Origin of the sequence: Streptosporangium sp. DT93, assembly GCF_049844535.1 — a bacterium.
Classification (GTDB): Bacteria; Actinomycetota; Actinomycetes; order Streptosporangiales; family Streptosporangiaceae; genus Streptosporangium.
In genome coordinates, this window is sequence record NZ_JBNCLF010000002.1 from 133,506 (window position 1) to 160,247 (window position 26,742).

Annotated in this window: 24 protein-coding genes; 6 read left to right on the plus strand and 18 right to left on the minus strand. The window is 71.6% G+C overall.

Going from position 1 to position 26,742, the window contains the following annotated elements:
* Positions 1 to 322 precede the first annotated feature (322 nt).
* The 4 genes from ACLQ2R_RS05905 to ACLQ2R_RS05920 form a co-directional block, all read right to left on the minus strand.
* Positions 323 to 2,854 carry a hypothetical protein gene (locus tag ACLQ2R_RS05905; RefSeq protein ID WP_425958283.1) on the minus strand — a complete coding sequence of 844 codons (2,532 nt, stop codon included), beginning with the start codon at positions 2,852 to 2,854 and terminating at the stop codon, positions 323 to 325.
* Between the two features lie 205 nt (positions 2,855 to 3,059).
* Complete coding sequence (locus ACLQ2R_RS05910; RefSeq protein ID WP_425958284.1) at positions 3,060 to 3,764, minus strand: class I SAM-dependent methyltransferase; 705 nt, start codon at positions 3,762 to 3,764, stop codon at positions 3,060 to 3,062.
* Between the two features lie 118 nt (positions 3,765 to 3,882).
* Entirely contained in the window at positions 3,883 to 4,950 is a 1,068-nt protein-coding gene (locus ACLQ2R_RS05915) for a glucose-1-phosphate thymidylyltransferase (protein WP_425958285.1), read from the minus strand.
* A gap of 126 nt (positions 4,951 to 5,076) precedes the next feature.
* Positions 5,077 to 5,451 carry a GtrA family protein gene (locus ACLQ2R_RS05920; RefSeq protein ID WP_425958286.1) on the minus strand — a complete coding sequence of 125 codons (375 nt, stop codon included), beginning with the start codon at positions 5,449 to 5,451 and terminating at the stop codon, positions 5,077 to 5,079.
* A gap of 175 nt (positions 5,452 to 5,626) precedes the next feature.
* Here ACLQ2R_RS05920 and ACLQ2R_RS05925 point away from each other — a divergent pair, with 175 nt between their 5' ends.
* On the plus strand, positions 5,627 to 6,694 hold the full coding sequence (locus ACLQ2R_RS05925) for a glycosyltransferase family 2 protein (protein ID WP_425958287.1): 1,068 nt from the start codon (positions 5,627 to 5,629) through the stop codon (positions 6,692 to 6,694).
* On the opposite strand, the gene ACLQ2R_RS05930 is transcribed toward ACLQ2R_RS05925, so the two are convergent.
* Together ACLQ2R_RS05930 and rffA are read right to left on the minus strand one after the other, a co-directional pair.
* Positions 6,645 to 7,508: a GNAT family N-acetyltransferase gene (locus ACLQ2R_RS05930; protein ID WP_425958288.1), complete on the minus strand. Its 864-nt coding sequence runs from the start codon at positions 7,506 to 7,508 to the stop codon at positions 6,645 to 6,647. The genes ACLQ2R_RS05925 and ACLQ2R_RS05930 overlap by 50 nt on opposite strands.
* Positions 7,505 to 8,701, minus strand: coding sequence for a dTDP-4-amino-4,6-dideoxygalactose transaminase (rffA, locus tag ACLQ2R_RS05935; RefSeq protein ID WP_425958289.1), 1,197 nt, complete (start codon positions 8,699 to 8,701; stop codon positions 7,505 to 7,507). Before rffA ends, ACLQ2R_RS05930 begins: the two co-directional genes overlap by 4 nt.
* Before the next feature lie 487 nt (positions 8,702 to 9,188).
* Between rffA and ACLQ2R_RS05940 the strand changes: the two genes are divergently transcribed.
* Positions 9,189 to 10,448, plus strand: coding sequence for a nucleotide sugar dehydrogenase (locus tag ACLQ2R_RS05940; protein ID WP_425958290.1), 1,260 nt, complete (start codon positions 9,189 to 9,191; stop codon positions 10,446 to 10,448).
* A gap of 149 nt (positions 10,449 to 10,597) precedes the next feature.
* Here the strand turns inward: ACLQ2R_RS05940 and ACLQ2R_RS05945 are convergent, their stop codons facing one another.
* From ACLQ2R_RS05945 to ACLQ2R_RS05985, 9 genes are all read right to left on the minus strand, one after another.
* Positions 10,598 to 10,981 carry a carboxymuconolactone decarboxylase family protein gene (locus ACLQ2R_RS05945; protein WP_425958291.1) on the minus strand — a complete coding sequence of 128 codons (384 nt, stop codon included), beginning with the start codon at positions 10,979 to 10,981 and terminating at the stop codon, positions 10,598 to 10,600.
* Positions 10,950 to 11,378 (minus strand): NAD(P)-binding domain-containing protein, encoded by a 429-nt coding sequence (locus ACLQ2R_RS05950; protein WP_425958292.1) that lies wholly within the window; start codon positions 11,376 to 11,378, stop codon positions 10,950 to 10,952. The genes ACLQ2R_RS05945 and ACLQ2R_RS05950 overlap by 32 nt, the downstream gene beginning before the upstream one ends.
* Before the next feature lie 145 nt (positions 11,379 to 11,523).
* Positions 11,524 to 12,966 (minus strand): aldehyde dehydrogenase, encoded by a 1,443-nt coding sequence (locus tag ACLQ2R_RS05955; protein ID WP_425958293.1) that lies wholly within the window; start codon positions 12,964 to 12,966, stop codon positions 11,524 to 11,526.
* Positions 12,963 to 13,511, minus strand: coding sequence for a hypothetical protein (locus ACLQ2R_RS05960; protein ID WP_425958294.1), 549 nt, complete (start codon positions 13,509 to 13,511; stop codon positions 12,963 to 12,965). The genes ACLQ2R_RS05955 and ACLQ2R_RS05960 overlap by 4 nt, the downstream gene beginning before the upstream one ends.
* Positions 13,511 to 13,771: a ferredoxin gene (locus tag ACLQ2R_RS05965; protein ID WP_425958295.1), complete on the minus strand. Its 261-nt coding sequence runs from the start codon at positions 13,769 to 13,771 to the stop codon at positions 13,511 to 13,513. The genes ACLQ2R_RS05960 and ACLQ2R_RS05965 overlap by 1 nt, the downstream gene beginning before the upstream one ends.
* Positions 13,768 to 15,075 carry a cytochrome P450 gene (locus ACLQ2R_RS05970; RefSeq protein WP_425958296.1) on the minus strand — a complete coding sequence of 436 codons (1,308 nt, stop codon included), beginning with the start codon at positions 15,073 to 15,075 and terminating at the stop codon, positions 13,768 to 13,770. Before ACLQ2R_RS05970 ends, ACLQ2R_RS05965 begins: the two co-directional genes overlap by 4 nt.
* Positions 15,076 to 15,318: 243 nt before the next feature.
* Positions 15,319 to 16,140 (minus strand): SDR family oxidoreductase, encoded by an 822-nt coding sequence (locus ACLQ2R_RS05975; protein ID WP_425958297.1) that lies wholly within the window; start codon positions 16,138 to 16,140, stop codon positions 15,319 to 15,321.
* 120 nt (positions 16,141 to 16,260) lie between these two features.
* On the minus strand, positions 16,261 to 17,406 hold the full coding sequence (locus ACLQ2R_RS05980) for a cytochrome P450 (protein WP_425958298.1): 1,146 nt from the start codon (positions 17,404 to 17,406) through the stop codon (positions 16,261 to 16,263).
* Positions 17,407 to 17,473: 67 nt separating this feature from the next.
* Entirely contained in the window at positions 17,474 to 18,064 is a 591-nt protein-coding gene (locus ACLQ2R_RS05985) for a TetR/AcrR family transcriptional regulator (protein WP_425958299.1), read from the minus strand.
* 436 nt (positions 18,065 to 18,500) lie between these two features.
* Between ACLQ2R_RS05985 and ACLQ2R_RS05990 the strand changes: the two genes are divergently transcribed.
* Positions 18,501 to 21,161 (plus strand): glycoside hydrolase family 3 N-terminal domain-containing protein, encoded by a 2,661-nt coding sequence (locus tag ACLQ2R_RS05990; RefSeq protein ID WP_425958300.1) that lies wholly within the window; start codon positions 18,501 to 18,503, stop codon positions 21,159 to 21,161.
* A 164-nt stretch (positions 21,162 to 21,325) separates the two neighbouring features.
* Here the strand turns inward: ACLQ2R_RS05990 and ACLQ2R_RS05995 are convergent, their stop codons facing one another.
* Complete coding sequence (locus ACLQ2R_RS05995) at positions 21,326 to 21,553, minus strand: DUF397 domain-containing protein (RefSeq protein WP_425958301.1); 228 nt, start codon at positions 21,551 to 21,553, stop codon at positions 21,326 to 21,328.
* Between the two features lie 33 nt (positions 21,554 to 21,586).
* Positions 21,587 to 22,453: a helix-turn-helix domain-containing protein gene (locus ACLQ2R_RS06000; RefSeq protein WP_425958302.1), complete on the minus strand. Its 867-nt coding sequence runs from the start codon at positions 22,451 to 22,453 to the stop codon at positions 21,587 to 21,589.
* 150 nt (positions 22,454 to 22,603) lie between these two features.
* Between ACLQ2R_RS06000 and ACLQ2R_RS06005 the strand changes: the two genes are divergently transcribed.
* The 3 genes from ACLQ2R_RS06005 (at position 22,604) to ACLQ2R_RS06015 (ending at position 25,753) form a co-directional block, all read left to right on the plus strand.
* Positions 22,604 to 23,011 carry an ATP-binding protein gene (locus tag ACLQ2R_RS06005; protein ID WP_425958304.1) on the plus strand — a complete coding sequence of 136 codons (408 nt, stop codon included), beginning with the start codon at positions 22,604 to 22,606 and terminating at the stop codon, positions 23,009 to 23,011.
* A gap of 119 nt (positions 23,012 to 23,130) precedes the next feature.
* Positions 23,131 to 24,957 (plus strand): M14 family zinc carboxypeptidase, encoded by a 1,827-nt coding sequence (locus ACLQ2R_RS06010; RefSeq protein ID WP_425958305.1) that lies wholly within the window; start codon positions 23,131 to 23,133, stop codon positions 24,955 to 24,957.
* A gap of 508 nt (positions 24,958 to 25,465) precedes the next feature.
* Positions 25,466 to 25,753: a hypothetical protein gene (locus ACLQ2R_RS06015; protein ID WP_425958306.1), complete on the plus strand. Its 288-nt coding sequence runs from the start codon at positions 25,466 to 25,468 to the stop codon at positions 25,751 to 25,753.
* Positions 25,754 to 25,855: 102 nt separating this feature from the next.
* On the opposite strand, the gene ACLQ2R_RS06020 is transcribed toward ACLQ2R_RS06015, so the two are convergent.
* Positions 25,856 to 26,665 carry a class I SAM-dependent methyltransferase gene (locus ACLQ2R_RS06020; protein ID WP_425958307.1) on the minus strand — a complete coding sequence of 270 codons (810 nt, stop codon included), beginning with the start codon at positions 26,663 to 26,665 and terminating at the stop codon, positions 25,856 to 25,858.
* Positions 26,666 to 26,742: the final 77 nt, after the last annotated feature.

The following is a 26,742-nucleotide window of genomic DNA, read 5'->3' on the forward strand; positions in this document are numbered from 1 at the left end:
TGTTCCGGTCAGCGGCGATCTTCTACTGCCGGGTTTCCTTGGCGAGGATGTGGGAGGGGCGCCCTTCGGGTCTTCCGTCGCCTGGCCGTTCTGGTCGATGGGGACCTGGTGCTGCGCCTGCCGACAATCCCGACCGGCCAGGTCATGGGCTTGCGGAGCCCAGGGTGGCGTGGTTGGCCATGCGCAGTCCGGCAGTAGATCGCTGCTCTTCGCATGGGTCACACAGATACACGCTCGTAGGAACCAGGCCGCAATGGCCGGTGGTGAAGATCATTGCTCGATCAAGGTCTGTGACCCCCATCGCGGCATGCGGGGCCCGCTCTCATGGCGGGGCGTCGGGAAGGTGGTAGACGGCGTAGGCGCCGGAGCGGAAGCGGAGGGTGGCGAAGGTCCCGAGATCGGGAGCCACGGTCCGGCGGTGGTCGTCGGCGAGGAGCCAGCGCACCCCGTGCCGCTCGCGCAGCAGCCGGACGGTCCTGGCGGTCGGCTTGGAGAAGACCGCGTCGTTCAGCTCGATGAGCCCGGCGTCCCAGAACGGCAGGTGCAGCGTCGGCATGCCCGGACGCCACCGGGCCGTGTTCCTCGCGGTGTACGTCCATCCCTCGACCAGCACGCGCCGCTCGGTCAGCGCGGCGATCCAGAAGTGCCGGCCGTCGCACGGCTCCTCCATGCCCCAGCGGCAGTGCGCGTTCGTGGCGACCAGGTCGCCGGGGAGCGAGTGGTCCCGCAGCCACCGCCCGGCGGCGAGCGCGCCCGGCGGAGGCGCCGTCCCGGTCCTGGTCCCGGTCTTGGTTACGGTCGTGGCTCCCGGTGTCGGCCGCGCCGTCCGGGTGTCCTGTGCCGTCGGGGCCGTCGGCGCGGTCTGTGTGGTTCCCGTCCCGCCGGATGGGACGCCGCCGGACACGGCCGTCAGCACGCGCGCGTGCACCCCGGCGGGCAGGCCGACGGCCGTGAGGGCGGTGACGACGAGGGCCCAGGCGCGCAGCCGCCCCCGGGTGAGCGTCAGCACGATCGCCGCCGTCAGGACGGCGACCACCAGCACCGCGTACGGCCGGTAGAGCGCGGAGTCGGGCGTGCCCGGCGCCAGCGGGAGCCTGACCCCGCACAGGAACGGGATCAGGTAGGCCCCGGCCAGCCCGGCACCGGCCGCGCAGAGCGTGGCGCGGCGCGACTGCCCGGCGCGTCGCAGCAGGACGGTGATCCCGAGCGCGGTCAGGGCCGCCAGGCAGGGGTAGGCGCCCCAGAGGAAGAAGAGCTGGCTCCGGCCGGGATGGCCGAGCAGGAGGGCCGCGCCGATCCCGGCCGCCCCGATGCCGAGCATCAGCGCCACCCCCGGACGGGCCAGCAGCCGGGGCCGGCACAGCAGTCCCGTGATCCCGCCCCAGGCGGCCGTCCAGCCGAGCAGGAACACCGCGGCGATCCCCAGGATGAGGAGCGGCGACGGGGCACCCTGGCCTGGGAGGGGCCCGGCGCCGGTCATCTCCTCCAGGACCGTCCGCATGAAGGAGAAGGGGTCGACGACGAGCGCCTGCTTCGCCCCGCCGAACAGCACGAACTGCGCGAGCAGGAAGCACGCCGCCGTCGTCGCGAGCGCGACGAGCGTGGGCCGGGAGGGCACGCGCCTCCCGATCGCTTCGAGCGCGGGCCGGGAGGACCGGCGCCTGACCGCCCCGAGTGTGGGCCGGGAGGGATCGCGCCCCCTGACCGCCTCGGTCGCGGCCACCGCCAGCAGTCCCGCGCCCAGAAGGGGAAGGTACGTGGCCTTGGCGCCCGCCACCGCCACCAGGAGGATGCCCAGGAGCGTCCAGTGCCCGGCGGTCCGCCGCGGGTGGTCGAGGAGGTCGATCAGGAGCAGGACGACGGGCGCGAACAGCAGGGCGCCGAACATCTGGGTGGGACTCGCCCAGATCAGGTCGGGGACCCCTCCCCAGGTGAACGCCCCGCTCCTGCCGAGGTAGAGGCTCGGCGTCGTCACCAGCACCGTGCCGGCCGCGGTCAGCGCCGCCCCCGCCCAGGAGCCGGTGACCCGCCGCCCGGTCATCCCGGCCAGGACCACGAACGCGGCCAGCACGGGCAGCATGCCCAGGCGGAGCAGCAGGACCAGGGGTTCCAGGCCGGTGACCCAGCTCGCCGCCGCCAGGTGGGCGTAGACGAACCAGTGGTAGAGCAGCGGCTCCCCGGCCACCATCGGCACGGTGGGCGGCATGTGGTGCCTCAGCTCACCGGTCAGCGCCAGGTGGTACGGCATGTCGGGGAACGCGTTCCCGAGCGCGGGCCAGGTCAGCGCGTTGCGCGCGAAGAACGACACCGCGCTCCAGGCGAGCAGGTACGCGAACAGCAGCGCCAGCGACCAGGACCACCAGGCCGGTGACCTCTCCCGCCGGGACGGATCGCCCGCCCAGTGCCGGCGCAGCCGGGGCACGAGGAGGAAGAGCAGGCAGGTGACGACGGGCCAGGCCAGGACGAGCAGCGGCATCCCCAGGGCGCGGGCACCGGCGTAGGCGAAGACCTCCACGGCGTAGCCGAGCGCCAGCCCGAGCGCCATCTCCTCGGCGAGGGTGCGCCTGCCCCCGTACAGGAGCCGCAGGACCAGCACGCCGGGAAGGGTCACGCCCGCCGCGACGTAGAGGAGGAACAGGGCCGCGTCGGTGCCGGGGACACCGTACCGGTGCAGTACGGCCCCGGTCATGACGATCGCCGTCGCGGCGGGCGCCCAGGCGGCGAGGCGCCCGATCCCGTGACGCGGGGTGTCCGGCCGGTCGGCCTCCCGTTCCCGGGAGGGGTCGCCGTCCCCGGCGGTCAGCAGCGGCCCCGGCGAGGGGCGACGAGAGTGACGGGGCGGGGTTTCTGCCATGGGCCCGAGCCTGGTGAAACGAGCGGCCCGCGAGGTCTCCGGCACCCGCGCCCGGCGATGTCTTTCCGGGTCTTTTGCCATTCGCCAGGTCATCGGGGCGGGGCGGGCCGCTCGTGACGGCACCGCCCGCGGGCGTACGGGACGCGGGCGTGCGGGGACGGTACCGGTCGGTGGCGGTGCGGGGTGGAGGCCGGTCGGGGGCGGGTCAGGGGTGGTGGGCCCGCACCATGAGCGAGACCCCGGGCAGCGAGGTGACCGGCAGGTACCTCTCGGCCACCACCACGGCCCTCAGCCCCATGTTCACCAGGGGAGAGGTCTCCGTCACGTCCGACCCCGAGGTGTTCCTCCTGCGGCGGGCGACGACCGGCCGCAGCAGGACGTTCCAGCTCCACATCCGGTCGACGACCAGGCCCGCCCCGGTCAGCAGGGCGCCCAGTTCCTCGCGGGTGTAGCGGCGGACGTGACCGGATGCCACGTCGTGCGCCGACCAGAGCGCCATGTCGCAGGGGACCGTGATCAGGGCCGTCCCGCCGGGCCGCAGCACGCGCGCCAGCTCACCGGCGGCCCGGCCGTCCTCCTCGATGTGCTCCAGGACGTCGAACGCCATCACCAGGTCGAACCCCGCGTCGGGCAGGGGCAGGTCCCGCGCGTCGGCGTGGATCGCCCGCAGGCCGCGCTCCCTGGCGAGCTCCACCGCGAGCTCGGAGAAGTCCGCGACCAGGGCGTCCCAGCCGTGCTCGACCAGCACGCGGGTGTTGCCGCCCCCGGCCGCGCCGACGTCGAGCGCCCTGCCGGGCGGGCCGAGCCGGCGCAGTTCGCGGAGCTCGCGGGCGAGGATGGCGCGCCGCTCGCGGTACCACCAGTGGCGGTCCTCCAGCGCGACCGTACGGCGGATCTCCGTGGCCTCCATGCGTCGTCCCTCCAGACGTGTGCCAGGACGTGTTCCCGGGCGGCGGTCGTGTTCTCAAGCGTGTTCCTGGACGGTCCCGGACGTGTCCTCAGGCGCGATCGTGGTCCCGGACGCGGATTCAGGCGCGTAGTCGCACCCGGCTGTGGTCGCCGACCATGAGCTGGTGCGTGTCGGGCAGGCCGACGGCCCGGCTCACCTCCACGTTCCGGCCGATCAGCGAGCGGGTGAGCGGGGAGACGCCCCTGACGGTGGAGTCGGCGAGGATGATGCTGTACTCCACCCCGGCCTCCTCCAGCACGCACCCCTCGCCGATCGAGGTGTACGGGCCGACGTAGGAGGCCTCGATCCTGGCGTTGGCGCCGATGACGGCCGGGCCGCGGATCACCGACCCGATCACCGTGGCGCCGGGCCCGATGTCGACGCGGCCGGTGATCTCCGAGGCGGCGTCCACCGTCCCCCGGACGGTCGTCTCGAGCGCCTCCAGGACCATGCGGTTGCACTCCAGCATGTCCTGCAGGCGGCCGGTGTCCCTCCAGTAGCCGGTGACGAAGTGCGAGTGCACGCGCCGGCCGTTGTCGATCAGCCAGGTGATCGCGTCGGTGATCTCCAGCTCGCCGCGGGCCGAGGGCTCGATCGCCCGGACCGCCTCGTGGATCGCGGGGGAGAAGGTGTAGACGCCCACGATCGCCAGATCGCTGCGCGGGTTCTCCGGCTTCTCCTGGAGGGCGACGATCTCCCCGTCCGGTCCCAGCTCGGCCACCCCGTAGAACTGCGGCTCGGTCACCTTGGTGAGCAGGATCTGCGCGTCGTGGTCGGACGCGCGGAAGGCGTCCACCAGGCCGGCGATGCCGTCCAGCAGGAAGTTGTCGCCCAGGTACATCACGAACGGCTCGTCACCCAGGAAGTCGCGGGCGATCAGCACGCAGTGCGCCAGGCCGAGCGGCGCCTCCTGCCGGATGTAGGTGACCTCCAGGCCGAACGCCGAGCCGTCGCCCACGGCGGCGCGTACCTCCGCGGCGGTGTCGCCGACGACGATGCCGACGTTCGTGATCCCGGCGTCCCTGATCGCCTCCAGCCCGTAGTGCAGCACCGGTTTGTTGGCCACCGGGACGAGCTGTTTCGCGGACGTGTGGGTGAGCGGGCGCAGCCTCGTACCCCTGCCGCCCGCCAGAACAAGTGCCTTCATCGTTGCCGGCCCCTTTCCCGGGGAACCGCGTGGCCACGGCGGCCGGTCGATCCCATTGGAAACTACGCGGGGAGCCGGGCGGCGTTTCTGCGGCGCGGTCGCCTTTGCGGAGAAAGGGGGGTGTTTTCAACCGGGACGGACGTTCACCTTTTCCCGGAACGTCCAGGCGCGGTGCACCGCGTAGGTCACCGTGGGGCTGATGACGAGGATCACCGCCTGGGCCGCCATCACGGGGAGGTGGCAGAGCTCCACCAGCACGGGCAGGCCGGCGAGGGAGGCCCCCAGGAAACCGAGGCCGACCGCGTAGAAGCGCAGGTAGCCCGACAGCCACGACCGGTCGCGGGCCCTGAACACCACCAGCCGGTACCACGGGTAGACGATCACCACGGTCGTCAGATGGGCCGCCATCGCCAGCAGAAGGTAGGAGACCGCATCGTGCGCGACGAGCAATGCCAGGCCCAGGAGAGCGTAATAGAGCACGGCCGTCGTGGCGCTGGCCATCAGGTATGTGATGCGCTGTCCAGCAAGAGAGGAGATAAAACCTCCTCGCCCGGCATGCGCGCATTTTTCGTTATTAGTCCGCTTTCCTGCTCGTACCATATCTGGCCATTTCAGATTATATTGATTGTCGCGGTACGTGGATGTTAGCTCGCTGTGAGATGTGATCGGGGGATCCATGTCCGTGTCGGTGGTCATTCCGTGTTACCGCTCCGCGCGGACCCTTCCGGCACTGGTGACCGGGGTCGTCGCGGTCCTGCGCGAGCTCTCCGTCCGCCACGAGGTGATCCTCGTCGTCGACGGGAGCCCGGACGACACCTGGCGGGCCGCCACCGAGCTCGCGCAGCGCGTCGAGGGGGTGCGGGCGCTGCACCTGTCGCGCAACTACGGCCAGCACAACGCGCTGGTCGCCGGGATCAGGGAGGCCGAGTGCGAGGTGATCGTCACCATGGACGACGACCTGCAGCACCCGCCCGGGCAGATCCCCCTGCTGCTGGCCGCGCTGGAGGGCGACGGCCTGGACCTGGTGTACGGCGTGCCGCACCGCGAGGAGCACGGGCTCGTCCGCAACCTCGCGTCCCGGTCGGTCAAGACCGCCATGGCCGGGGGACTGGGAATCCGCACCGCCCGGACGATCAGCGCCTTCCGGGCCTTCCGCACCCGGCTGCGCGACGGGTTCCAGCAGCTGTCCGGGCCGCACGCCTGCGTCGACGTGGCCCTGTCCTGGGCCACCACGAAGGTGGGTTCGGTCGGGGTGGAGATGAACGAGCGCGGCCACGGGCGTTCCAACTACACGCCGGGCATGCTGCTGCGCCACGCGGTCAACATGCTGCTGGGCTACAGTGCGGCCCCGCTCCGCGCCGCCAGCTACCTGGGGTTCCTGATCGGCACCGTCGGCCTGCTGCTGGGAGGCGTCGTGCTCTGGCGTTTCGCCAGCGGGGACACCACCGTGGCCGGTTTCACCACGATCGCGTCGATGGTCACGCTCTTCTCCTCGGCCCAGCTGATATCCGTCGGCGTGCTCGGCGAGTACATCGGGCGCATCCACGGCAACGGCATGGGACGGCCGACCTACGTGGTGCGCGAGCGCGTCGGGTCTCCGGCCGTGGCGGCCGTCCCCCGGCAGCCGGGAGGCACCAAGCCAGGGGGCACCAATCCGGTAGGCGTCGGCCCGGGTGGCGCCAAGCCGGGAGGCGCTAGCGGCGCGGTCCACGCAGCAGCCGGCTCCGGATCAGGTGAACGGTGAGGAAGGTGTGCACGGGCTCGAACCCGTAGCGCGCCCAGGCCCGCTGCACGCCGGTGTTGTGCCCCTGGGTGGAGATGACGACCTCCCGCCCGCCCCGGGCCAGGGCGCGCTCCTCCACCGCCGCCAGCAGGTGGCCGTAGAGGCCGCGCCCACGCGCCCGGGAGACGACCCCGGCGAGCAGGATCTCGGTGACCCCGGCGCTGTCCTCGTCCTTGCCCCCGCCGGTCCCGCCGTCGTCGGCGACCTCGTGGCCGCCCCCGCCGGTGATCCCGTCGCCGGCGAGTGTCGCCAGCGCGAGGACCCCGCTCCCGTCGTCGTGCGCGTCCCGCTCCCGCAGGGCCACGCACCCCCCGGACGCGGCCGAGCGCACCGCCCACTCCCGGTACCCCTCCAGCGCCGCCCCGGCGTCGAACAGCGGGTTGGCCGTGTAGTGGCTCCGGTAGGCGGCGAAGATGTCGCAGACCGGTCCTGGCACCGCGTCCGCCGGCAGCGGGCCGACGACCCGCAGGTCCGCCCGGGGTTCCGGCGCCCGGCCCCGGCCCGCGCGCAGCCGCCAGTAGGCCAGCGAGTCCGCGAACACGGCGGTACGGCCCAGCGAGGTCAGCTCGGCGAACCAGCCGACGTGCCCGGCCGGGTAGCGGAGCACGATGACGTCGGCCGCCGAGCCCAGGACGGCCTCACGGACCGGTCCGAACGACGGGCCGGACCCGGCCGGGACGGTCAGGCGCTGCACCGGGCGGCCGAACCGGGCCGAGTCGAACGGGGACTCCACCGCGCGCGGCGTCCCGTTCCCGGTCATCTCCCACCAGCTCACCGGCGTACCTCGTGCTCGCGTACGGCCTCGACGACCCGCCTCACCCCGGCGTCGTCCAGGTCGGCGAAGAGCGGCAGCCGCACCAGGCGGTCGGCGACCTCCTCGGTGACCGGGCATCCTCCCGGGGCCGTCCTGCCGTACCGCAGGCCGGCGGGGGCGGTGTGCAGCGGCTGGTAGTGGAACGCCGCCTGCACGCCCCTGCCGGCGAGGTGGGCGATGAGCGCCTGCCTGCTCTCCAGATCGGGCAGCAGCAGGTGGTACAGGTGCGCCGGGTGCTCGCGGTCGCCGGGGACCGACGGCTGCCGGACCCCGTTGGCGGCGGCCCAGCCCGCCAGCTCCGCGTGGTACCTGCGCCACACCTCCTGGCGCATCGCCTGGATCTTCCCGAAGGATTCGAGCTGGGAGGTGAGCTGCGCGGCGAGGAGGTCGGAGGGCAGGTAGCTGGAGCCGATGTCGACCCACCGGTACCTGTCCACCTGGCCGCGGAAGAACCGCCCGCGGTCGGTGCCCTTCTCCCGGACGATCTCCGCGCGGGCGGCGAGCGCGTCGTCGTTCACCAGCAGTGCGCCGCCCTCGCCGCACTGCACGTTCTTGGTCTCGTGGAAGCTCTGCGCCGCCATGCGGCCGAACGACCCCAGCGGGCGCCCCCGGTAGGAGCCCCCGAGGCCGTGGGCGTTGTCCTCGACCAGGGCCAGGCCGTGCCGCTCGGTCACGGCGAGGATCGGCTCCATCTCGCAGGCGACCCCGGCGTAGTGGACGACGACGACGGCCCGGGTACGGTCGGTGATCGCGTCCGCCAGCAGCCTCTCGTCCAGGTTCAGGGTGTCGGGCCTGCAGTCGACGAAGACCGGTACCGCCCCGCGCAGGGCGTAGGCGTTGGCCGTCGAGACGAAGGTGAACGACGGCATGATCACCTCGTCGCCGGGCCTGAGGTCGAGCAGCAGCGCCGACATCTCCAGGGCGTGCGTGCAGGAGGTGGTCAGCAGCGCCTGCCGCGCCCCGGTCATCTCCCGCAGCAGTGCCGCGGCCCGCCGGGTGAACGGCCCGTCCCCGGACGTGGAGCCCTGGCGCACGGCCTCGGCGAGATAGTCGATCTCGTTGTCCGAGACGTAGGTCCGATTGAAGGGAACGCCCGGGGACGGGCGGCCGGAATGCGGCGGAAGGACGCGCGAAGAAGCGCCGGTCGCCGTCAAGGGACCCTCTTCTCCGGTCCGGCGCCGATGTCACGCATGGAATACACGGCTGAATGCTATGTATCCCGCCCGGCCCCTCCGCGAACCGACATGCGGGCGGACGGGTCTCTTGTACGGGTGGCCGCGAGGTTTTTACCCGGCCCTTTGAGCTGCGATAACACCGTAATATTTAGAAAAGTCGGATATCTCTGTATATCGCGTCATATGGTGTGTGGAACGGCCCGCGTGGGGACACCGCCCCGCGCGGGCCGCGGCCGGCGGCGTCCCCATGCGGGCCGGGCCCGTGCCGCGCCGGGGTCGATTCGACGTCGACGCCGTGCGAATTCCATGCTCATTCCATGCTCACTCCAGGCCGATCCGGCGCCGATTAGGAGGCGTGGGAGTGCCCGGCGACACGCCGGGCTCACCGCCTGATCGGTGCCGGGAGAATATCGCTCCTAAAGTCGTTTCGTATTCTCCTTTTTTTCGAGGCGACGGGGGTCCTGCCGTGGGAGAGAAACTGGTCGTGGTCGGCCAGGGGTACGTCGGCCTGCCTCTCGCGATGCGGGCCGTCGCGGCGGGATTCGACGTGGTGGGCGTCGACGTCGACGAGCGGCGGGTCAAGCGCCTCAACGCGGCCGAGTCCTACGTCGAGGACGTCGGCGACGGCGCGCTGTTCGCCGCCCACCGCTCCGGCCGCTACCTGGCGAGCGCCGACTACGGCGCCGCCGGGGACTTCGACGTCTGCGTGATAACCGTGCCGACACCGCTCCGCGACGGCGTCCCGGACCTGCGCCACATCGGCGCGGCCGGGGAGGCGGTCGCCCCGCTGCTGCGGCGGGGCGCCGCGGTCGTGCTGGAGTCCACCACCTATCCGGGCACCACCGAGGAGTACCTGCTGCCCCTGCTGGAGGAGGGCTCCGGCCTGCGGGCGCCGGAGGACTTCCACCTCGGCTACAGTCCGGAACGGATCGACCCCGGCAACGGGCACTGGCGCCTGGAGAACACGCCGAAGGTGGTATCCGGCATCGACGCGGCGTCCCTGGAGCGGATCCGGGCGTTCTACGCCCGGCTCGTCGACCAGGTCGTCCCGGTCTCCTCGCCCCAGGTGGCGGAGCTGTGCAAGCTCCTGGAGAACACCTTCAGGCACGTCAACATCGCCCTGGTGAACGAGCTGTCGATCTTCGCGCAGCAGCTCGGCATCGACGTGTGGGAGGCCATCGACGCCGCCTCCACCAAACCCTTCGGGTACATGCGCTTCACCCCGGGGCCCGGCGTCGGGGGGCACTGCCTGCCGATCGACCCGTCGTACCTGTCGTGGAAGGTCAAGCGCAGCCTGGGACACAACTTCCAGTTCGTGGAACTGGCCAACGACATCAACCGCCACATGCCGGACCAGGTGGTACGCCGCCTGGGGCTCGCGCTGAACCGGGCGCGCAAACCGGTCAACGGCAGCCGGGTGCTCGCGCTGGGCCTGGCGTACAAGAAGAACGCCGGCGACTGCCGGGAGTCACCGGCGATCGACGTGGTCAGGGGGCTGCGCAAGCTGGGCGCCGACGTGCGGGCCACCGACCCGCACGTCGACCCCTTCCTGCTGCCGCCGGGGGTCGGGGTCGTCGCGTTCTCGGAACGGGAGCTGGCCGAGGCGGACGCGACGGTGGTCCTCACCGACCACGACTGCTTCGACTACGCGCTCGTCCAGCGGGCGAGCGCCTTCGTCCTCGACACCCGCAACCGCTGCCGGGGGCCCAACGTCGAGAGACTCTGACCGGCTCCGGTCCGCGTGCCCCGGAGCATGCGCTCCGGTCCGCGTGTGACGACCGTGCGGGACGGACCGCGTGCTCCGGACCACGTGTTCCGGCCGTGGATGACGGGCCGCGCGCCCCGGGCCGGACGTGACGGGCCGCCCGTCGTCGGCTACGGGCGCATGACGCGGGCGATCAGCTCCTCGACCTGGGTGTTCAGTTTGGCCCCCCGGGGCCAGCCGGCGTAGTGGGTGAGGAAGACGACGATCTCGCGCAGCTCGTCGGGCGTGAGGTCGCCGGTCCGGACGGCCGCGTCGAGCTGGAGCCCGACGACGTCGTCCATGCCCTGGCCCACCAGCATGCCGAGCAGGAGCAGCCGCCGGTCGCGGTTGGAGATGCCCTCCCTGGACCACACCTCGGCGAACAGGTGCTCGACCGTCATCCCGAAGAAGTCACCGGGGCCGTCCCCGATGTGATCCCAGCCGTAGACCCTTTTCATGATCTCCAATCCGCGGGCCCGGCGCTCAGGAGTGGTCTCGTCCGCGTGGTCGCTCATGGGGCACTCCAAGTCCGTCGGCCAGCCGTTCCAGGGCAAGGGCGGCCATCGGGGTCTCGACCCCGCTGGCCCGTGCGAGTTCCAGCGCCAGGGAGAGATCCTTTTCCCCCAGGGTTCTGACATGCAGCAATATTTCGTACCACGGATCATCCGGCGTTACAGGCTCCGTGGTCTTCCGCAGCATGATCGCCCCAGGGCCGCCGGTGACCGCGTCGGAGTGCCTGACGGCCTGCGCCAGCGCCTTCAGCGGGTCCGCGACGGCCCGCGCGCCCCGCTCCACCGCGGGCGCGCACGCCCCGGGCCTGACGTCGTACACCAGCAGCCCGCCGGGCCGCCCCGCCAGCCGTACGGCCATCGGCGAGCCCATCCGGCCCAGCCCGACGAATCCGGCCCTCATGCCGGCTCTCCCTCCGGGGCCGGGGGCCGCCCGGCCCCGGGGACGACCGCGCCGCGGCCCTCGTGAGCGGACGCGGTCCTCATGAGCGGATCACGTGCCCGCCGTCCTCGCCGTCCCAGCCGTTCCAGGCCGTCCTCGAAGCGCATCATCGGCCCCTGTACGGTGTGGCGACGACCTTGCTCTCCAGGTACTCCTCGAAGCCGAGCACGCCCATCTCCCGGCCGATCCCCGACTGCTTGTAGCCGCCGAACGGCACGTCCCCGCCGTACCACTGCCCGCCGTTGACGCCGACCGTCCCGGTCCGCAGCCGCCGCGCCACCGCCAGCGCCCGCTCCTCGTCGCCGCCGTGCACGACCCCCGACAATCCGTACGGCGAGTCGTTGGCGATCCGGACCGCGTCGTCGTCCCCGTCGTGCGGCAGGGCCACCAGGACCGGGCCGAAGATCTCCTCCCGGGCGACCCTGGCGGAGTTCGGCACCCCCACGATCAGGGTCGGCTCGATCCAGAACCCCCGCTCCCGGCCCGGGGGCCGCCGCCCGCCGCAGGCGAACGCGCCGCCCTCGTCCAGCGCCAGCCGCAGGTAGGACTCCACCCGGTCGCGCTGCCGGGCGGAGATCAACGGCCCGCAGACGGTCGCGGGATCGGCCGGGTCGCCCACGCCCAGCGTGACCAGCGTCCTGGCCGCCGCGTGCACGCCCTCGTCGAACCGCTCCCGGGGCAGCAGCAGCCGGGTGGTGGTCGCGCACCCCTGCCCGGCGTGCGTCGCCACCGCGAAGGCCGCCGTCGCCGCCGCCGCGCCGACGTCCGCGTCGTCCAGCACCACGTACGCCGACTTGCCGCCGAGCTCCAGGAAGACCCGCTTCACCGTGGCCGCCGCCGAGACCATCACCGAGCGGCCCGTCACGGTGGAGCCGGTGAAGGAGACCAGGTCCACCCGGGGGTCGGAGACGAGCTGCGCGCCGAGCGCGTGCGAGGAGGAGGTGACCACGCTCACCACGCCGGGCGGGACGTCGGTCTCCTCGCGCAGGACCCGCGCCAGGAACGCGGCCACCAGCGGGGTGTCCGGGGCCGGCTTGAGGACCACGGTGTTGCCGGCGGCCAGCGCCGGGCCGAGCTTGGCCAGGTTGATCTGGTGCGGGAAGTTCCACGGCGTGATCGCGCCCACCACCCCGGCGGGTTCGCGCAGCAGCGTCCGCCGCGACGTCATGCCCATCGGCGCGCCCACCCCCAGGTCCCGCGACCACTCGTAGGACTCGGCCAGGTCGGCGAACCACCCCAGGTCGGCCACGGGGGAGTCGAGCTGCGGTCCGTACGTCAGGAAGACCGGGCAGCCGGCCTCGGCCACCGTCAGCTCCCGCAGCTCGCCGGCGTGCCCTGCCAGGGCGTCCCGCAACTGCCGCAGGCAGCGGGCGCGCAGCGACGGGTCCGAGGCCCACCCCCCGGCGTCGAACGCCTCGCGCGCGGCGCCGATCGCCGCGTCCATGTCGGCGGGCGTCGCGTCCGGGGCCTCGCCCACGATCTCCTCGGTGGCCGGGTCGACGCTCACGAAACAGGTGCCCGGCGCCGCCCGGCCCATCCCCGGGCTCACGGGCGCTCCCACAGCGCGACAGGGGCGCCTCCCAGCCGGTACCAGCCCCGCGGCCTGCCCCCGGCGCGCTCCATGCGGCGCCTCATGCCGTCCGTCAGCACGCCCGCCCCGATCATCTCCGCGAACAGCGCGGTGGCGTTGCCGACGTCGAACCAGTCGCGCTGCCACGACCAGCGCATGCCGCCCGCGTACCGGAACCACGACCCGCCGATCCCCGCCACCTCGTACGGCGTGCCGTCCGGCCGCGTCGCCTCGGCGACCTGCCTCCAGAAGCCGATCACCTCGCCCTCCACCTCGTCGACGAGCACCTTCTGGTACGGGTAGCGCCAGCCGTCCAGCCCGCCCATCTCCTGACCGAGCGCGACGTCGCGGATCTCGTCCCGGCCGACGGCCATGAACTCCGTCTCCGGGCCGAGGTTCCAGCCGTAGGTGGCGTCCTCGGTGTAGAGGGAGGCCAGCGGCCTCCAGTCACCGAGACGCTCGCACTCCCGGTTGGACGACAGCCACAGCCGGACCATCTCGTCCAGTTCCTCACGCGGGTACATCACTCCTCCAGTCGCAGAGCTCGGGTGGGACAGTTGCGCACGGCCTCGCGGACCGCGCCGGCCAGGGCGGCGGGCGGCTCGGCCACCAGGACGTCCACCGCGCCACGCCGGGGCACGGAGAAGACCGCCGGGGCGGCGAGCTCGCACTCGGCGTGCCCCTGGCACAGGTCGGCGTCCAGGATCACTCGCACCGGGCCCGCCGCCGCCCGGTGTCCGGTGTCGCCCTCGCCGGGCCCGCCCCCGGCGGGCGTCACGCTCACCGGGCCCGCCTGCGGTAGCGGACCGCGCAGGGCCGGGCGAGCTGGACGACCATCGTGGTGTGGTCGTTGCGGTAGCTCTCCAGCGGCTGGGCCGGGCTGAACTCCCAGTCCCTCAGCAGCACCGAGAAGATCGCCTTGAGCTGGATCATGGCGAACCGGGCGCCCACGCAGCGGTGCCTGCCCGCCCCGAACGGGATCCACGTCCACCGGTTGACCAGGTCCTCCTGGCGCGGCTCGGCGTAGCGCTCGGGCCGGAAGGCCTCCGGGTCGGGGAAGTCCCCGGCCAGCCGGTTGGAGACCGCGGGTGAGGCGGCGACCAGCTCGCCCGGCTCGATGTCGTACCCGCACACCCGCTGCGGGGTCTTGGCCACCCGCAGCAGCAGGATCAGCGGGGGGTGCAGCCGCAGCGCCTCCTTGATCGCCGACTCCAGCACCGGGATCTCGCCCAGCGCCTGGAAGCTCACGGCCGAGCCGTCGGCGTACAGCGTCTCCAGCTCCTCGCCGACCCGCGCCATCGCCTCGGGGTGGCGCAGCAGCTCGATCAGCGTCCAGGCCGCGGTGCCCGAGGTCGTGTGGTGCCCGGCGAACATCATCGAGATGAACATCCCGGTGACCTCGTCGGCGCCGAAGCGCGGGGTGCCGTCCTCGTTCCGTACCGAGAGCAGCACGTCCAGCAGGTCGCGGTCCTCGCGCGCCGCCGGGCCGCGCGAGTCCATGATCTCCTGCACCAGCGCCACCAGTCCGGCCCTGGCCGCGTCCCGCCGCCGGAAGGACTCGATGTCGGCGTAGGGGTCCACGAACGCGATCGGGTCGGTGCCGCGCTCCAGGTCGTGGTAGAGCCGCGCGAACCGCGCGTCGAGCCGCTCGCGGAACCTGCGGCCGATCAGGCACGAGGAGGAGGTGTAGATGGTCAGCTCCGCGAACCAGTCGAGCAGGTCGATCTCGCCCTCGTCGTCCCAGAGCGCGACCAGCTCCCTGACCTCGCGTTCGATGGTCTCGGCGTGCCCGCGCATCATCGTGGCCCGCAGCGCCTGGTTGTGCAGCATCTCCTTGCGCCGTTCGGGCGGGGCGTCGAAGACCACGCCCTCGCCGAAGATCGGCTTCATGAACGGGTACGCCTCGGCCTGGTCGAGGTCCTCGTCGGCCGACCGGAAGAAGAACTCGTTGGCCTCGGCCCCGGACAGCAGCACGACCGGCCGGCCCGCCAGCGAGAACGTCCCCACGTCCCCGCACTCCCGGCGGACCCGCCACATGAGCTCGATGGGATCGGTGCGCAACTCCTCCAAATGATCGCTTCCAGACACGAAAGGCGGTTTATCGGTGGTTTTCATGGCGACGCTGTCGCGTCGCGGTTCGGCCGCTGGGATCCGGTTCCTTCCCTCGTCACTCATCCGCTTCGCTCCTGTTTGCCTGCGACGCTGCGCGTCGCGGTTCGGCCGCTCGAACCCGGTTCCTTCCCTCGTCACTCATCCGCTTCGCTCCTTCGCTCCTCAGTCCAGTCACCGGCGCGGCCTCACGGGGAGACCCTCGGGGACATGGGGGCGGTCTCATGGGTTCAGGGGGGCTTCGGGTTCGATCTCCAGGAGGGTGACGTGGGCGCCGCGGGGCATGGAGACCACGGCCAGGACGGCCACCGCCACGTCGCGGGGTCTGAGGAAGCGGTCGTGCCCGGCCGGCCCGAACCTCGTCCAGTCGTCCAGGACCCTCTGCAGGACCCTCTGCAGGACCCTCTGCAGGACCCTCTGTAGGACCCTCTGCAGGACCTCGGCGGACCAGGTGGACCCCATGCCCGACAGCGTCGGCCCGGGACGCAGGACCGACGCCCGCACCCCGGTGCCCTCCAGCTCCATCCGCATCGCCTCGGCCAGCCCCTCCAGCGCGTTCTTGGCGGCGACGTAGGCACCCATCCGGGGGCGGGGCAGGCGCACCACGCCGGAGGTGACGAACACGACGTCGCCGCGTCTCCTGGCCGCCGTCGCGGGCGCCACCGCCGCCACGAGCCGCTGGGTGCCGAGGAGGTTGAGCTGGAGCTGCGCCTCGAAGGCGGGGGCGGAGGTCTCGTGGGAGTTCTCCGGCGTCACCTCGCCCGCGCAGGTCACCACCACCTCGGTCTCACCTAACGCTTGCTCGGCTTCGGAGACAAAAAAAGAGACCGACCCGTCCGAGGTCACGTCGAGCGGCAGCGCCACGGCCTCCCCGCCCCGGGCCCTGATCGTCGCCGCGAGGTCCTCGCAGACCGCCGTCCGGCGTGCTCCCAGGGCCACGGGACGACCGGCACCTGCCAGGGCCACGGCCACGGCCGCCCCGATGCCGGACGAGGCGCCGGTGACCAGGGCCGGCCTGCGCTCGGGGTGCGGGGGGACTGGCATGGAAGACCTCCGTCGTCGGGACGTGGTGAGGTGCTGCGGGGCGCCTCGATGCGCTTCGGGGCGCTCCGGGGCGCTCCGGGGCGCTCCGGGGCGCGCGCGGGGGTCGCCGGCGGGTCGCGTTCAACGGCGGGTCACGCTCATCGGCAGGTGGGCGAACCCCCGGACGTTGGCGGCGTGCATCCGCTCGGCCCCGGCCGGGTCGATCTCGTAACCGGTGATCCGCCGGATCAGCTCGCCGAGGACCACCCGCCCCTCCATCCGGGCCAGCGAGGCGCCCAGGCAGAAGTGCCCTCCCCGGCCGAAGCTGATCATCTCGCCGGTGTCGCGGTCCAGGTCGTACCGGTCGGGGTCGGGGAAGACGCGCTCGTCGCGGTTGGCCGAGCCGACCAGCAGCAGCACCCGCGCGCCGGCCGGAAGGCGCGTGCCGTGCACCTCCACCTCCTCGGCGACCCGCCTGGCCAGCATCTGCGAGGACGTGTCGTAGCGCAGGGTCTCCTCCACCCACGGGCCCACCGCCCCGCCCAGGGCCTTCGCCCCCTCCGCCGGGTTCAGGAACGCCCAGTACAGGGCGTTGCCGAGCAGCTTCGTCGTCGTCTCGTTGCCCGCGACCACCATCAGGAACAGGAACGCGATGATCTCCTCGTCGCTCATCCGGTCACCGTCGACCTCGGCGTCCAGCAGGGCGCTGGTCAGATCGCCGGTCCGCCGGGCGCGCCGCAGGGCGAGCATGTCCGCGTAGTAGCCGATCAGTTCGAGGGAGGCCGCCATGCCCTCGGGCGGGATGTCCTGGAGGCCGTCGTCGCGGTGCATCAGCACGTCGGCCAGCCGCCGCACCTCCTGCCGGTCGGCCTCGGGGACCCCCATCAGCTCGGAGATCACGTCCATCGGCACCCGGCCCGCGACGGCGGTGATCCAGTCGAACTCCCCGCCCTCCAGGGCCGGCTCCAGGTGCAGGCGGGTGATCTCCCTGATGCGCGGCTCCAGCGCGGCCACCCGGCGCGGCGTGAACCCCCGCGACACCAGCGCCCGCATCCTGGTGTGCCGGGGCGGGTCCATGGCCAGGAAGGACATCGTCCGGTACGCCTTCGGCCCCCACGCGGTGGGCTCCAGCGAGACCCCGTACCCGTTGGAGTAGGTCCGGCCGTTCCTGAACGCGGAGCCGACGTCGTCGTGGCGGGACAACGCCCAGAAGTCCAGCTCCTCGTTGCGGTAGAGCGGCGCCTCCTCCCGAAGCCTGGCGTAGACCGGGTAGGGATCCTCGTGCACGGAGTAGTCATAGGGACTGTACGAAAGCGCCGATTCTGGGTTCACGGGGATGATCCTCGGCTTGGCCTCATGGTGTGGTCCCGGGGGAGCCGGGGGGGAAGACGGTGGTGGCGGTGGTGGTGAGGAGGGCGGGGAGGTCGTCGTAGGAGAGGTGGCCCATTCCCGCCTGGACCAGGGCGCCGTAGAAGGCCAGCTCGAAGGTCTGGAGGGCGGCGGGAGAGGCGTCGGTGGCCTCGGCGATCCGTTCGTGGACGCGCAGGCCGATCCGGGCCCGCAGGCGACGGACGTTGGGTTCGTCGGCGAGCATCGCGGCGGTGCAGGCCGACGACAGCGCCGGGTCGTCGGCGACCAGCAGTGCCACCCCGCGCAGTGCCTCGGCCGCCCGTTCGGCCGGGGAGCCGCCGTGGGGGAGGGGGGCGGCGGGTGGCAGGTCGCGCAGCCGCCGCCAGAACACCTCCGCCAGGAGGTGGTCCTTGGAGGCGAAGTAGGTGTACGCCGTGGCGGGTGCCACTCCCGCGCGCCTGGCCACCCCGCGTACGGTCAGCCCCTCGTAGCGGCGTTCGGCGACCTCGGCGACCGCCGCCTCGGTGAGCCTGCGCACGGTCTCGGCCTGCCGGTCGGACAGCCGGGCGCGGGGGGCCTCGGTGGTCCTGGCCATCGTCGCTCCTTGAACTGGACACCTGTCCAGAAGTTAGTTCACGCGGGGGAGGTTGCCTAGACCCAAACTCGCGGCGGCGGGCCGGAGGGTGGGCCGGTACGCGCGCCGTCCGCGAGAGGGCTTATTGATCTACGTTGTAAAGGAGAGGGGTTTTCTGTAAACAGTCTTAAGAGCAGCGGGGTGCCCGAAAGGTGAGAGCGCTCTCAGGAAAGCGCCGATCCGGTCGCCGACCGGGAGGGGGTGCGGGTGATCGTGGTGACAAAGCCGCTGGTGGAGGAGGTTTTTTGCCGACAGGGCGTTTACGGGGTCTTCGCCCGGCCGAGAGAGCGCTCCCCGGAGGCTATTGACTCGGCCGCGTCACAGCGTCAGGATCTGCCAAGTGCGGACTCCGGGGGGGCCGCCGTGACCGTCGCAGTGCCTCGAGAACGGACCCTCGATGATCAGACCCTTCGCCCGCCTGGGTGCCCGCAGGAGCGGATTCGCGGTGCTCGCGAGTCTCGCCGTGCTGGCCACCGGGACCGCCGGCATCCCGAACGCGGGAGCCGAGAGCGCGGCAGGCGGCCGCCAGCCGGTGATCGGCAAGCCGGCCCTGGACCACCGCGGCTGTGCCCGCATCGAGAAGAAGCTGCCCACCCTGAACGAGTGGCCGAAGGTCAAGAGCAAGATCGAGCAGAACCGGCTCCAGGAGCGCCGGATCGCGAAGATCCTCGCGGGCATGACGCTCGCCGAGAAGGTCGGCCAGATGACCCAGCCGGAGATCACCGCGATCACCCCCGCCGAGGTCGGGCAGTACTTCATCGGCTCGGTGCTCAACGGCGGCGGCGCGTGGCCGAACCGCGACAAGCACGCCGCGCCCAAGGCGTGGGTCGACCTCGCCGACGCCTACTGGAACGCCTCCGTCGCCACCCGGACGAAGATCCCGGTCATCTGGGGCATCGACGCCGTCCACGGCAACAACAACGTCTACGGCGCGACCGTCTTCCCGCACAACATCGGCCTGGGGGCCGCGCAGGACCCGTGCCTGGTCCGCGACATCAGCGCGGCGACGGCCCGGCAGATCCGCGCCACCGGCCAGGACTGGGCGTTCGCGCCCACCCTCGCCGTCCCCCTCGACGACCGCTGGGGCCGCACCTACGAGGGCTTCTCCGAGGACCCCCGGATCACCCGCGCCTACGGGTACGAGGCCGTCAAGGGCCTGCAGGGCAGGCACCCGTGGGGGATCGGCCAGGACGGGGTGATCGCCACCGCCAAGCACTTCATCGGTGACGGCGGCACCCTCAAGGGCGTGGACCAGGGAGTCAACCCCTCGTCCGAGGCCGAGATGATCAACGTGCACGGCCAGGGCTACTACGGCGCGCTCGCGGCCGGCGCCCAGAGCGTGATGGTCTCGTTCAACAGCTGGACCAACACCGAGCTCGGCATCGACGAGGGCAAGCTGCACGGCAGCAAGCGCGCCCTCGAGGAGATCCTCAAGAAGAAGATGGGCTTCGACGGCGTCGTCGTCTCGGACTGGAACGGCATCGGCCAGGTCGCCGGCTGCACCAACGCGAGCTGCGCCAAGGCGGTCAACGCGGGCATCGACGTGGTGATGGTGCCAGGCGACTGGAAGGCGTTCATCACCAACACGATCGCCCAGGTGGAGAGCGGCGAGATCCCGATCGCGCGGATCGACGACGCGGTCACCCGCATCCTGCGGGTGAAGCTGCGCGCCGGCGTGCTCGACGGGCCCAAGCCCTCCAAGCGCGCCTTCGCCGGGTCGGCCGACGCGCTGGAGGCGCGCAGGCTCGCCAGGGAGGCGGTGCGCAGGTCGCAGGTCCTGCTGAAGAACAAGGGCAAGGTGCTGCCGCTGGCGGCCAGTTCCAAGATCCTGGTGGTGGGCAAGAGCGCCGACAGCCTGCAGAACCAGACCGGCGGCTGGACGCTCACCTGGCAGGGCACCGGCAACGTCAACGCCGACTTCCCCAACGGCACGACGATCCTCGGCGGCCTGCGCGAGGCGCTCGGCGAGGCCGACGTCACCTTCAGCGAGACCGGCGAGGGCGTCGACCCGTCGGCGTTCGACGCGGTCGTCGCGGTGATCGGCGAGACCCCGTACGCCGAGGGCGTGGGGGACCTGGCGCGGCGCACGCTGGAGGCCGCCAAGCTCCACCCCGGTGACCTGGCGGTGCTCGACCGGGTCAGCGGCAAGGGCGCGCCCGTCGTCACCGTCTACGTCAGCGGCCGGCCGATGTGGGTGAACAAGGAGCTCAACCGCTCCGACGCCTTCGTCGCCGCGTGGCTGCCGGGCACCGAGGGCGGCGGCGTCGCCGACCTGCTGGTGCGCGGCAAGCACCGCGAGGGCTACACCGGCAAGCTGCCGTACTCGTGGCCGAAGGGCGCCTGCCAGACGCCGCTGAACCCGGGCGCCGAGGGGTACGACCCGCTCTTCCCGCTCGGGTACGGCCTGCGCAACGGCCAGACCGGTTCGGTGGGGACGCTGGACGAGACCTCGCCGGCCGGCTGCGGCCCGCAGGGCGGCGGCGGCGAGGCCGCCGAGGATCTGGAGATCTTCAACCGGACGGACGTCGCGCCGTACAAGAGCCTGATCGGTTCGGCGGAGAACTGGGGCGGCACCGAGATCGGCGCCGACGGCCGGGCGGCGCACGCCGAGATCAGCGTGGAGCCCGCGGACGTCAACGTGCAGCAGGACGGCCTGAAGGCGACCTGGAGCGGCACCGGCCCGGCCCAGATCTACATGCAGGACCCGGCCGGAGGCTCGGACCTTCGGGGGTACCTCAACGCGGGCGGAGCGCTGGTCTTCGACACGGTCGTGCACCAGGCACCGTCGGCCAGGACCGTGCTGAGCGTCCACTGCGTCTACCCGTGCTTCTCCGAGGTGGTGGCGACCTCCCTGTTCCAGGGGATCCCGGTCGGCACGAAGACGACGGTCAAGATTCCCGTCTCCTGCTTCGCCGCGGGGGGCCTGGACCTGGAGGTGGTGAACACGCCGTTCCTGGTCTACACCGACGGGCCCTTCTCGGCCTCGTTCGCCAACGTCCGCTGGGTGCCGAAGGCGGCCGCCGATCCCGACGCGAGGAAGTGTGAGGATCTGACCTAGACCCGGCGTCCGGGGCTCCCGGGCGCGGCCGGTCGCGGACGGCGACCCGGAAGGGCCGCGCCGGGGGACCGGTGACGGGAAGCGGGGCCGGAGGGCGACGATGTCGTCCTCCGGCCTCGCCGTTGTTCCGGGGGAACCGGTGAGGCGGTTCCCCCGGAGGTCCGTCAGTCGAACTCGCCGTCCTTCACGCCGCCGACGAAGGCGTCCCACTCGCTCCGGGTGAACGCCAGCGCCGGGCCTCCCGGATCCTTGGAGTCGCGGACGAGGTAGAGGTGGTCGGAGTCGGCCTTGTGGGCGGCGACCGTCGCGTCACCGGGGACGACCGCCACCTCCACGCAGTTGCCTCCGGTACTGCGGCCGCTCTTGCGCCATGAGGCGTCGGACAGATCCATCGTGGACCCTCGCACTTTTTCTTCCTTCGGGTACTAGGGGGTGGAAAACCTTCCCGCCATCTGGGCGATGAAGGCCGCCGACGCCTCCTGGTCGAGGGCCATGGCGCAGAGACTCTCGAACATGGAGGCGTATCGGCTGACTTGTTCAGGTTCGTCCGGCAGGAGCCCGCTCGCGGCCTGCTCCAGGTAGAGCAGGTCGGGATCCTCCGGTTCGGGGAAGCTGAGCAGGCAGAACGGGCCGTCCATCGCGGGGTGGGCCCCGGCGGAGAACGGGAGGACCCGGATCTCCACGTGGGGCAGCCCGCCGAGGTGGACGAGATGTTCCAGTTGCTCCGACATGATGTCGCCGCCACCGATCCGGCGCCGGATGACCGCTTCGTCGAGCACCGCGACGAGGTGGATGGGGTCGCTGAGTCCGTGCAGCAACCGCTGACGCGCGATGCGCACGGTGACCGTCTCCTCCGTCGTTGAGGGGGTCTGGGTGACGGAGATCGCCTCGATCACGGCACGTGCGTACGGTTCGGTCTGCATCAGGCCGGGGACGACCAGCGGCTCGTACGACCGTACGAGGGACGCCTCCGCCTCAAGCCCGATGTAGGAGTCGAAGCCGGGTTTGAGCGCCTGCCGGTGGCGGTGCCACCAGTCGCGCCTCCTGGCCTCGACGGCCATCTGGATCAGGGAGGCCCGCGCCTCCCCGGTCACGCCGTACACGTCGGTGAGGGCCGACACGTCCGAGGGACGAGGACGGGTCTGACCCGTCTCGTACCGCCAGACGGTGGTGTCGGTGGAGCCGATCCGCTCGGCCACCTCCACCCTGGTCAGCCCACTGTCCTTTCGCAGACGGTTGAGTTCAGCGACCAGGCGGCGATGCCGGGCCGTGGGACTGCGCCGAGAAACCACGCATCCACCTCCCTCCGTCCTTTGATAGGAAAACTGTGGATTCTCAACATGAGGTATTGCAGTCCTTGATAGAACAGTTCACCGTGAGTGAGTGTGCCATCTCAGAGGGCGATGTGCATGGAATATGCGTGTCGGGGAGTGAGGTCAACGATGACGACCGGACGGCAGGCCATCTCACCTCGGACGACGGTGACCTTCAAGGGGGTGCCGGAGTCGGTGGGGGCGGCGCGGGGCCGGGTCAGGGAACTGCTGGGTGAGGGCCACCCCGCCCTCGACGACGTCGTCCTGCTGGTGAGCGAGGTGGTGACCAACTCGGTCGTCCACTCCGGCTCCGGAGCGGGCGGCGAGGTCGTGATGGCGGTGACGCCGGGTCCGGCCGCGGTGCTGGTCGAGGTCCGCGACGCCGGGTCCGGCGCCTCGGCGCCGCACGTGCGCAACGACCCCGAGGCCGAGGGCGGGCGCGGCATGTTCCTGGTCGACCTGCTCGCGGACGGCTGGGGCATGTACGACGAGCCCCTGGGCGGTGCGCGGATGGTCTGGTTCAGGATCGTCTTCTGATCTTCTCCCGGAGTTCCCGCTGCGCCCAAAATTTGGGCCTTTCCTAATCAACGCCGCTGTCTGACTCTCGGTGGAGGCACGTGACGAATCCCTAGAGTGCGTGCCTGAGGAGGACACAGGTGAGACGCCGACTGATCGTGGTGTTCGCCGCCCTGGCGCTGTTGTGTCTCGGTGTTACCGGGGCAGGGGCCTCGGCCGAGCCACAACCGAACAGCCAGTACAAGGTGCAGGGACCGAGCACGTCCCAGCAGCGCAGTGCGGTCGCCGCGACGGGCGCCGCGATCGACCAGGTCGATCCCGACTCGATCGTGGTCACCGCCAGCCAGGACGAGGTCGCCGAGATCAAGAAGCTCGGCTACACCGTCACCAGGATCCCCAGGGCGTTATTCCCGACCGGGCCCGAGCAGCGCGCGGACTTCCCGTCGTCCGACTCGGGATACCACAACTACGCCGAGATGACCGCCGCGGTGAACAAGATCGTCGCCGACCACCCGACGATCGCCCGCAAGATCAGTTACGGCACCTCGTACGAGGGACGCGACCTGATCGCCGTGAAGATCAGTGACAACGTCGCCACGGACGAGAACGAGCCCGAGGTGCTGTTCACCCACCACCAGCACGCCCGCGAGCACCTGACCGTCGAGATGGCGATCTACCTGCTCAACCTGTTCACCGACGGCTACACCACCGACAGCCGCGTCGCGAACCTGGTCAACGGCCGCGAGATCTGGATCATGCCGGACCTCAACCCCGACGGCGGCGAGTACGACATCGCCACCGGCTCCTACCGCTCCTGGCGCAAGAACCGCCAGCCCAACTCCGGTTCGTCGTACGTGGGCACGGACATGAACCGCAACTGGGGCTACAACTGGGGCTGCTGCGGCGGCTCGTCCGGTTCGGCCTCCAGCGACACCTACCGGGGCCCGGCGGCGGAGTCGGCGCCCGAGGTCAGGGCGGTGGCCAACTGGGTCCGCAGCCGGGTCGTCGGCGGAACGCAGCAGATCAAGTCGCACATCGACTGGCACAGCTACGGCGAGCTGATCCTGTGGCCGTACGGCTACACCTCCAACGACACCGGGCCCGGCCTGACCCAGGACGACCGCGACGCCCACGCGACCCTGGGCCAGAACATGGCCTCCACCAACGGCTACACCCCCCAGCAGGCCAGTGACCTCTACGTCACCGACGGCAGCATCGACGACTGGATGTGGGGCGTCCACAAGATCTTCAGCTACACCTTCGAGATGTACCCGACCAGTGCCTCACCGGGCTTCTACCCTCCCGACGAGCAGATCGGCCCCCAGACCACCCGCAACCGCGAGGCCGTGCTCCGCTTCATGGAGTACTCCGACTGCGTCTACCGGATCATCGGCAAGGAGGCGCAGTACTGCGGCGGCTCCAACCCCGGGGTGACGGTCTACTCCGACACCTTCGAGACGGCGACCGGGTGGACGACCAACCCCTCGGCCACCGACACCGCCACGGCCGGCGCGTGGGAGCGCGGTGACCCCGAGGCCACCACCTCCAGCGGCGCCAAGCAGCTCGGTACCACCGTCAGCGGCAGCAACGACCTGGTCACCGGCCGTCTCGCGGGCAGCGCGGCGGGCGACTACGACCTGGACGGCGGGATCAGCAGCGTCCGATCTCCGGCGGTCACGCTGCCCTCGTCCGGGACGCTCAGGCTGGGCTTCTCCTGGTACCTGGCGCACGGCTCCAACGCCTCCAGCGCCGACTTCCTGCGGGTGAAGGTCGTCGGTTCCTCCACCACCCAGGTCTTCCAGCAGCTCGGCTCGGCCGCCAACCGCAACGGCGCTTGGGCCACGGCCAACGTCGACATCTCCGCCTTCGCCGGGCAGAGCGTCCGCATCCTGGTCGAGGCGGGTGACGCCTCCGGCGCCTCGCTCGTCGAGGCCGGCATCGACGACGTGAAGATCACTCAGCAGTAGTCCCCGCCCGTCCTCGGGGCGCTCGCCACCGGCGGGCGCCCCTCGTCCTTTCCCCGCCTTTCCCTGTCTTTCCCCGCCCGCGCCACTGCCGGCGCCACTGCCCGCGCCACTGCCGGCGCCACTGCCCGCGCCGCCGTCCGTGCTGTCCGTGCTGCCCGTATTGCCTGCGCTGCCCGTGCTGCCCGGGCGCCGGAGTGCCGGTAACGACAAGGAAACGCGGAGGCCATACGAGGCCGGAGCGCTCGACTCCTTTTTATCCGGATATAAAGTATTTAGGTGGACTTGTCGTCGAGGTCGAACCCGTGATCTCCGCTGCCGCTTAGCTCCCGGCTTTCCTTTCAACGATGGTCCCGGACCATGACTTTGTCGTACTTGGGATGAATGTCCGGATGTCTCTGATCTAGCGTCTTACGTAGCGCCAATTCGTCATATTTCCGGAAATTGAATTGGCGTTCTGTCAGCCCGGAAGTACGCCGGGATCGATACATCGGACGCGGAGTGATCTTCTATGTTCAAGCACGCCTTCGCCGCCACCGCGCTGGTGGCCTCCAGCCTCGTCGTCGCCACGACGATGTCGGCCCAGCCCGCCGGAGCGAGCGCGACGATCCAGGAGGGGGCCCAGGTGGCCCGGCTTCTGACCGATCCTCCCCCCGGGGAGTACCGTCAGCAGGGGTACGGCGGACACCAGCCCTGGTACGGTCACCAGCACCACTGGCACGGCCACCACCATCACCCCTGGTACGGCCACCACCACCACGGGCACGACCACCACCACGGATGGTACGGCCACTACTAGGCCCGCACGGGGTCGAGACGCGCGGTGGTCTGCCGTCCCGGCAGGCCGCCGTCGTGGCGCGCGGAGACCTCCTCACCCGGCCCGGCCCGATCCGGCGGGGGCTCAGGCGCGGCAGATCAGCTCGCCGTGCAGCAGCGACAGCCAGCCGTCCGGTTCCGCGGCCCAGTCCGACCATCCCCGGGAGATGCGGCGCAGGTCCTCCCCGGTGGCCGCCCCCGAGGCGAGGACCTGGCGGGCCATGTCGGACTCCAGCACCCGCTCTGCCCACATGCCGCCCCACCAGGCGCGGTCCTCGGGCGTGGCGAAGCACCAGGTCGAGGAGGTGGCGGTGATGTCGGCGAACCCCGCCCGCCGCGCCCACGACAGCAGCCGCCGCCCCGCGTCGGGCTCGCCGCCGTTGGCCCGCGCCGTCTCGCGGTAGAGGTCGAGCCACTCCGTCAGCGCGGGCACCTCGGGGAACCAGGTGAACGCGGTGTAGTCGCTGTCGCGTACCGCGACGATCCCGCCCGGCCTGCACACCCGCCGCATCTCGCGCAGCGCCAGGACCGGGTCGCCCACGTGCTGGAGCACCTGGTGGGCGTGGACCACGTCGAAGGTGTCGTCGGGGAGGTCCAGGGCGTGCACGTCCGCCACCGCGAACGCGATGCCGGTCAGCCCCCGGCGCTCGGCCTCCGCCCGCGCCAGGCCGAGAGCCTTCTCGCTCACCTCCGCCGCCGTGACCCGGCCGGGCGCGACACGCCCGGCCAGGTCGGCGGTGATGGTGCCGGGACCGCACCCCACGTCCAGCAGGCTCATGCCCGGCCTCAGGTGATCGAGCAGGTACGCCGCCGAGTTCTCCGCCGTGCGCCACCGGTGGGACCTGAGGACGGACTCGTGGTGGCCGTGCGTGTAGACGGCGTTCGTGCCTGTCATGGGGAACCTCTCCTCGTCGGCGGCTGTGTCGACCGTAACAGAGGTCTCACATTTCAAGAAGAATCGTCTCACTATTC

Excerpts from the sequence above, each read along its gene's own strand:
- ACLQ2R_RS05925 (WP_425958287.1), top strand. The coding sequence starts at position 5,627 with ATGTCCGTGTCGGTGGTCATTCCGTGTTACCGCTCCGCGCGGACCCTT.
- ACLQ2R_RS06015 (WP_425958306.1), top strand. The coding sequence starts at position 25,466 with ATGTTCAAGCACGCCTTCGCCGCCACCGCGCTGGTGGCCTCCAGCCTC.
- ACLQ2R_RS05960 (WP_425958294.1), bottom strand. The coding sequence starts at position 13,511 with ATGTACCCGCGTGAGGAACTGGACGAGATGGTCCGGCTGTGGCTGTCG.
- ACLQ2R_RS05990 (WP_425958300.1), top strand. The coding sequence starts at position 18,501 with ATGATCAGACCCTTCGCCCGCCTGGGTGCCCGCAGGAGCGGATTCGCG.
- ACLQ2R_RS05995 (WP_425958301.1), bottom strand. The coding sequence starts at position 21,553 with ATGGATCTGTCCGACGCCTCATGGCGCAAGAGCGGCCGCAGTACCGGA.
- ACLQ2R_RS05910 (WP_425958284.1), bottom strand. The coding sequence starts at position 3,764 with ATGGAGGCCACGGAGATCCGCCGTACGGTCGCGCTGGAGGACCGCCAC.
- ACLQ2R_RS05975 (WP_425958297.1), bottom strand. The coding sequence starts at position 16,140 with ATGCCAGTCCCCCCGCACCCCGAGCGCAGGCCGGCCCTGGTCACCGGC.
- ACLQ2R_RS05920 (WP_425958286.1), bottom strand. The coding sequence starts at position 5,451 with ATGGCCAGCGCCACGACGGCCGTGCTCTATTACGCTCTCCTGGGCCTG.
- ACLQ2R_RS05950 (WP_425958292.1), bottom strand. The coding sequence starts at position 11,378 with ATGAGGGCCGGATTCGTCGGGCTGGGCCGGATGGGCTCGCCGATGGCC.
- ACLQ2R_RS05915 (WP_425958285.1), bottom strand. The coding sequence starts at position 4,950 with ATGAAGGCACTTGTTCTGGCGGGCGGCAGGGGTACGAGGCTGCGCCCG.
- ACLQ2R_RS06005 (WP_425958304.1), top strand. The coding sequence starts at position 22,604 with ATGACGACCGGACGGCAGGCCATCTCACCTCGGACGACGGTGACCTTC.
- ACLQ2R_RS06020 (WP_425958307.1), bottom strand. The coding sequence starts at position 26,665 with ATGACAGGCACGAACGCCGTCTACACGCACGGCCACCACGAGTCCGTC.
- ACLQ2R_RS05945 (WP_425958291.1), bottom strand. The coding sequence starts at position 10,981 with ATGAGCGACCACGCGGACGAGACCACTCCTGAGCGCCGGGCCCGCGGA.
- ACLQ2R_RS05905 (WP_425958283.1), bottom strand. The coding sequence starts at position 2,854 with ATGGCAGAAACCCCGCCCCGTCACTCTCGTCGCCCCTCGCCGGGGCCG.
- ACLQ2R_RS05985 (WP_425958299.1), bottom strand. The coding sequence starts at position 18,064 with ATGGCCAGGACCACCGAGGCCCCCCGCGCCCGGCTGTCCGACCGGCAG.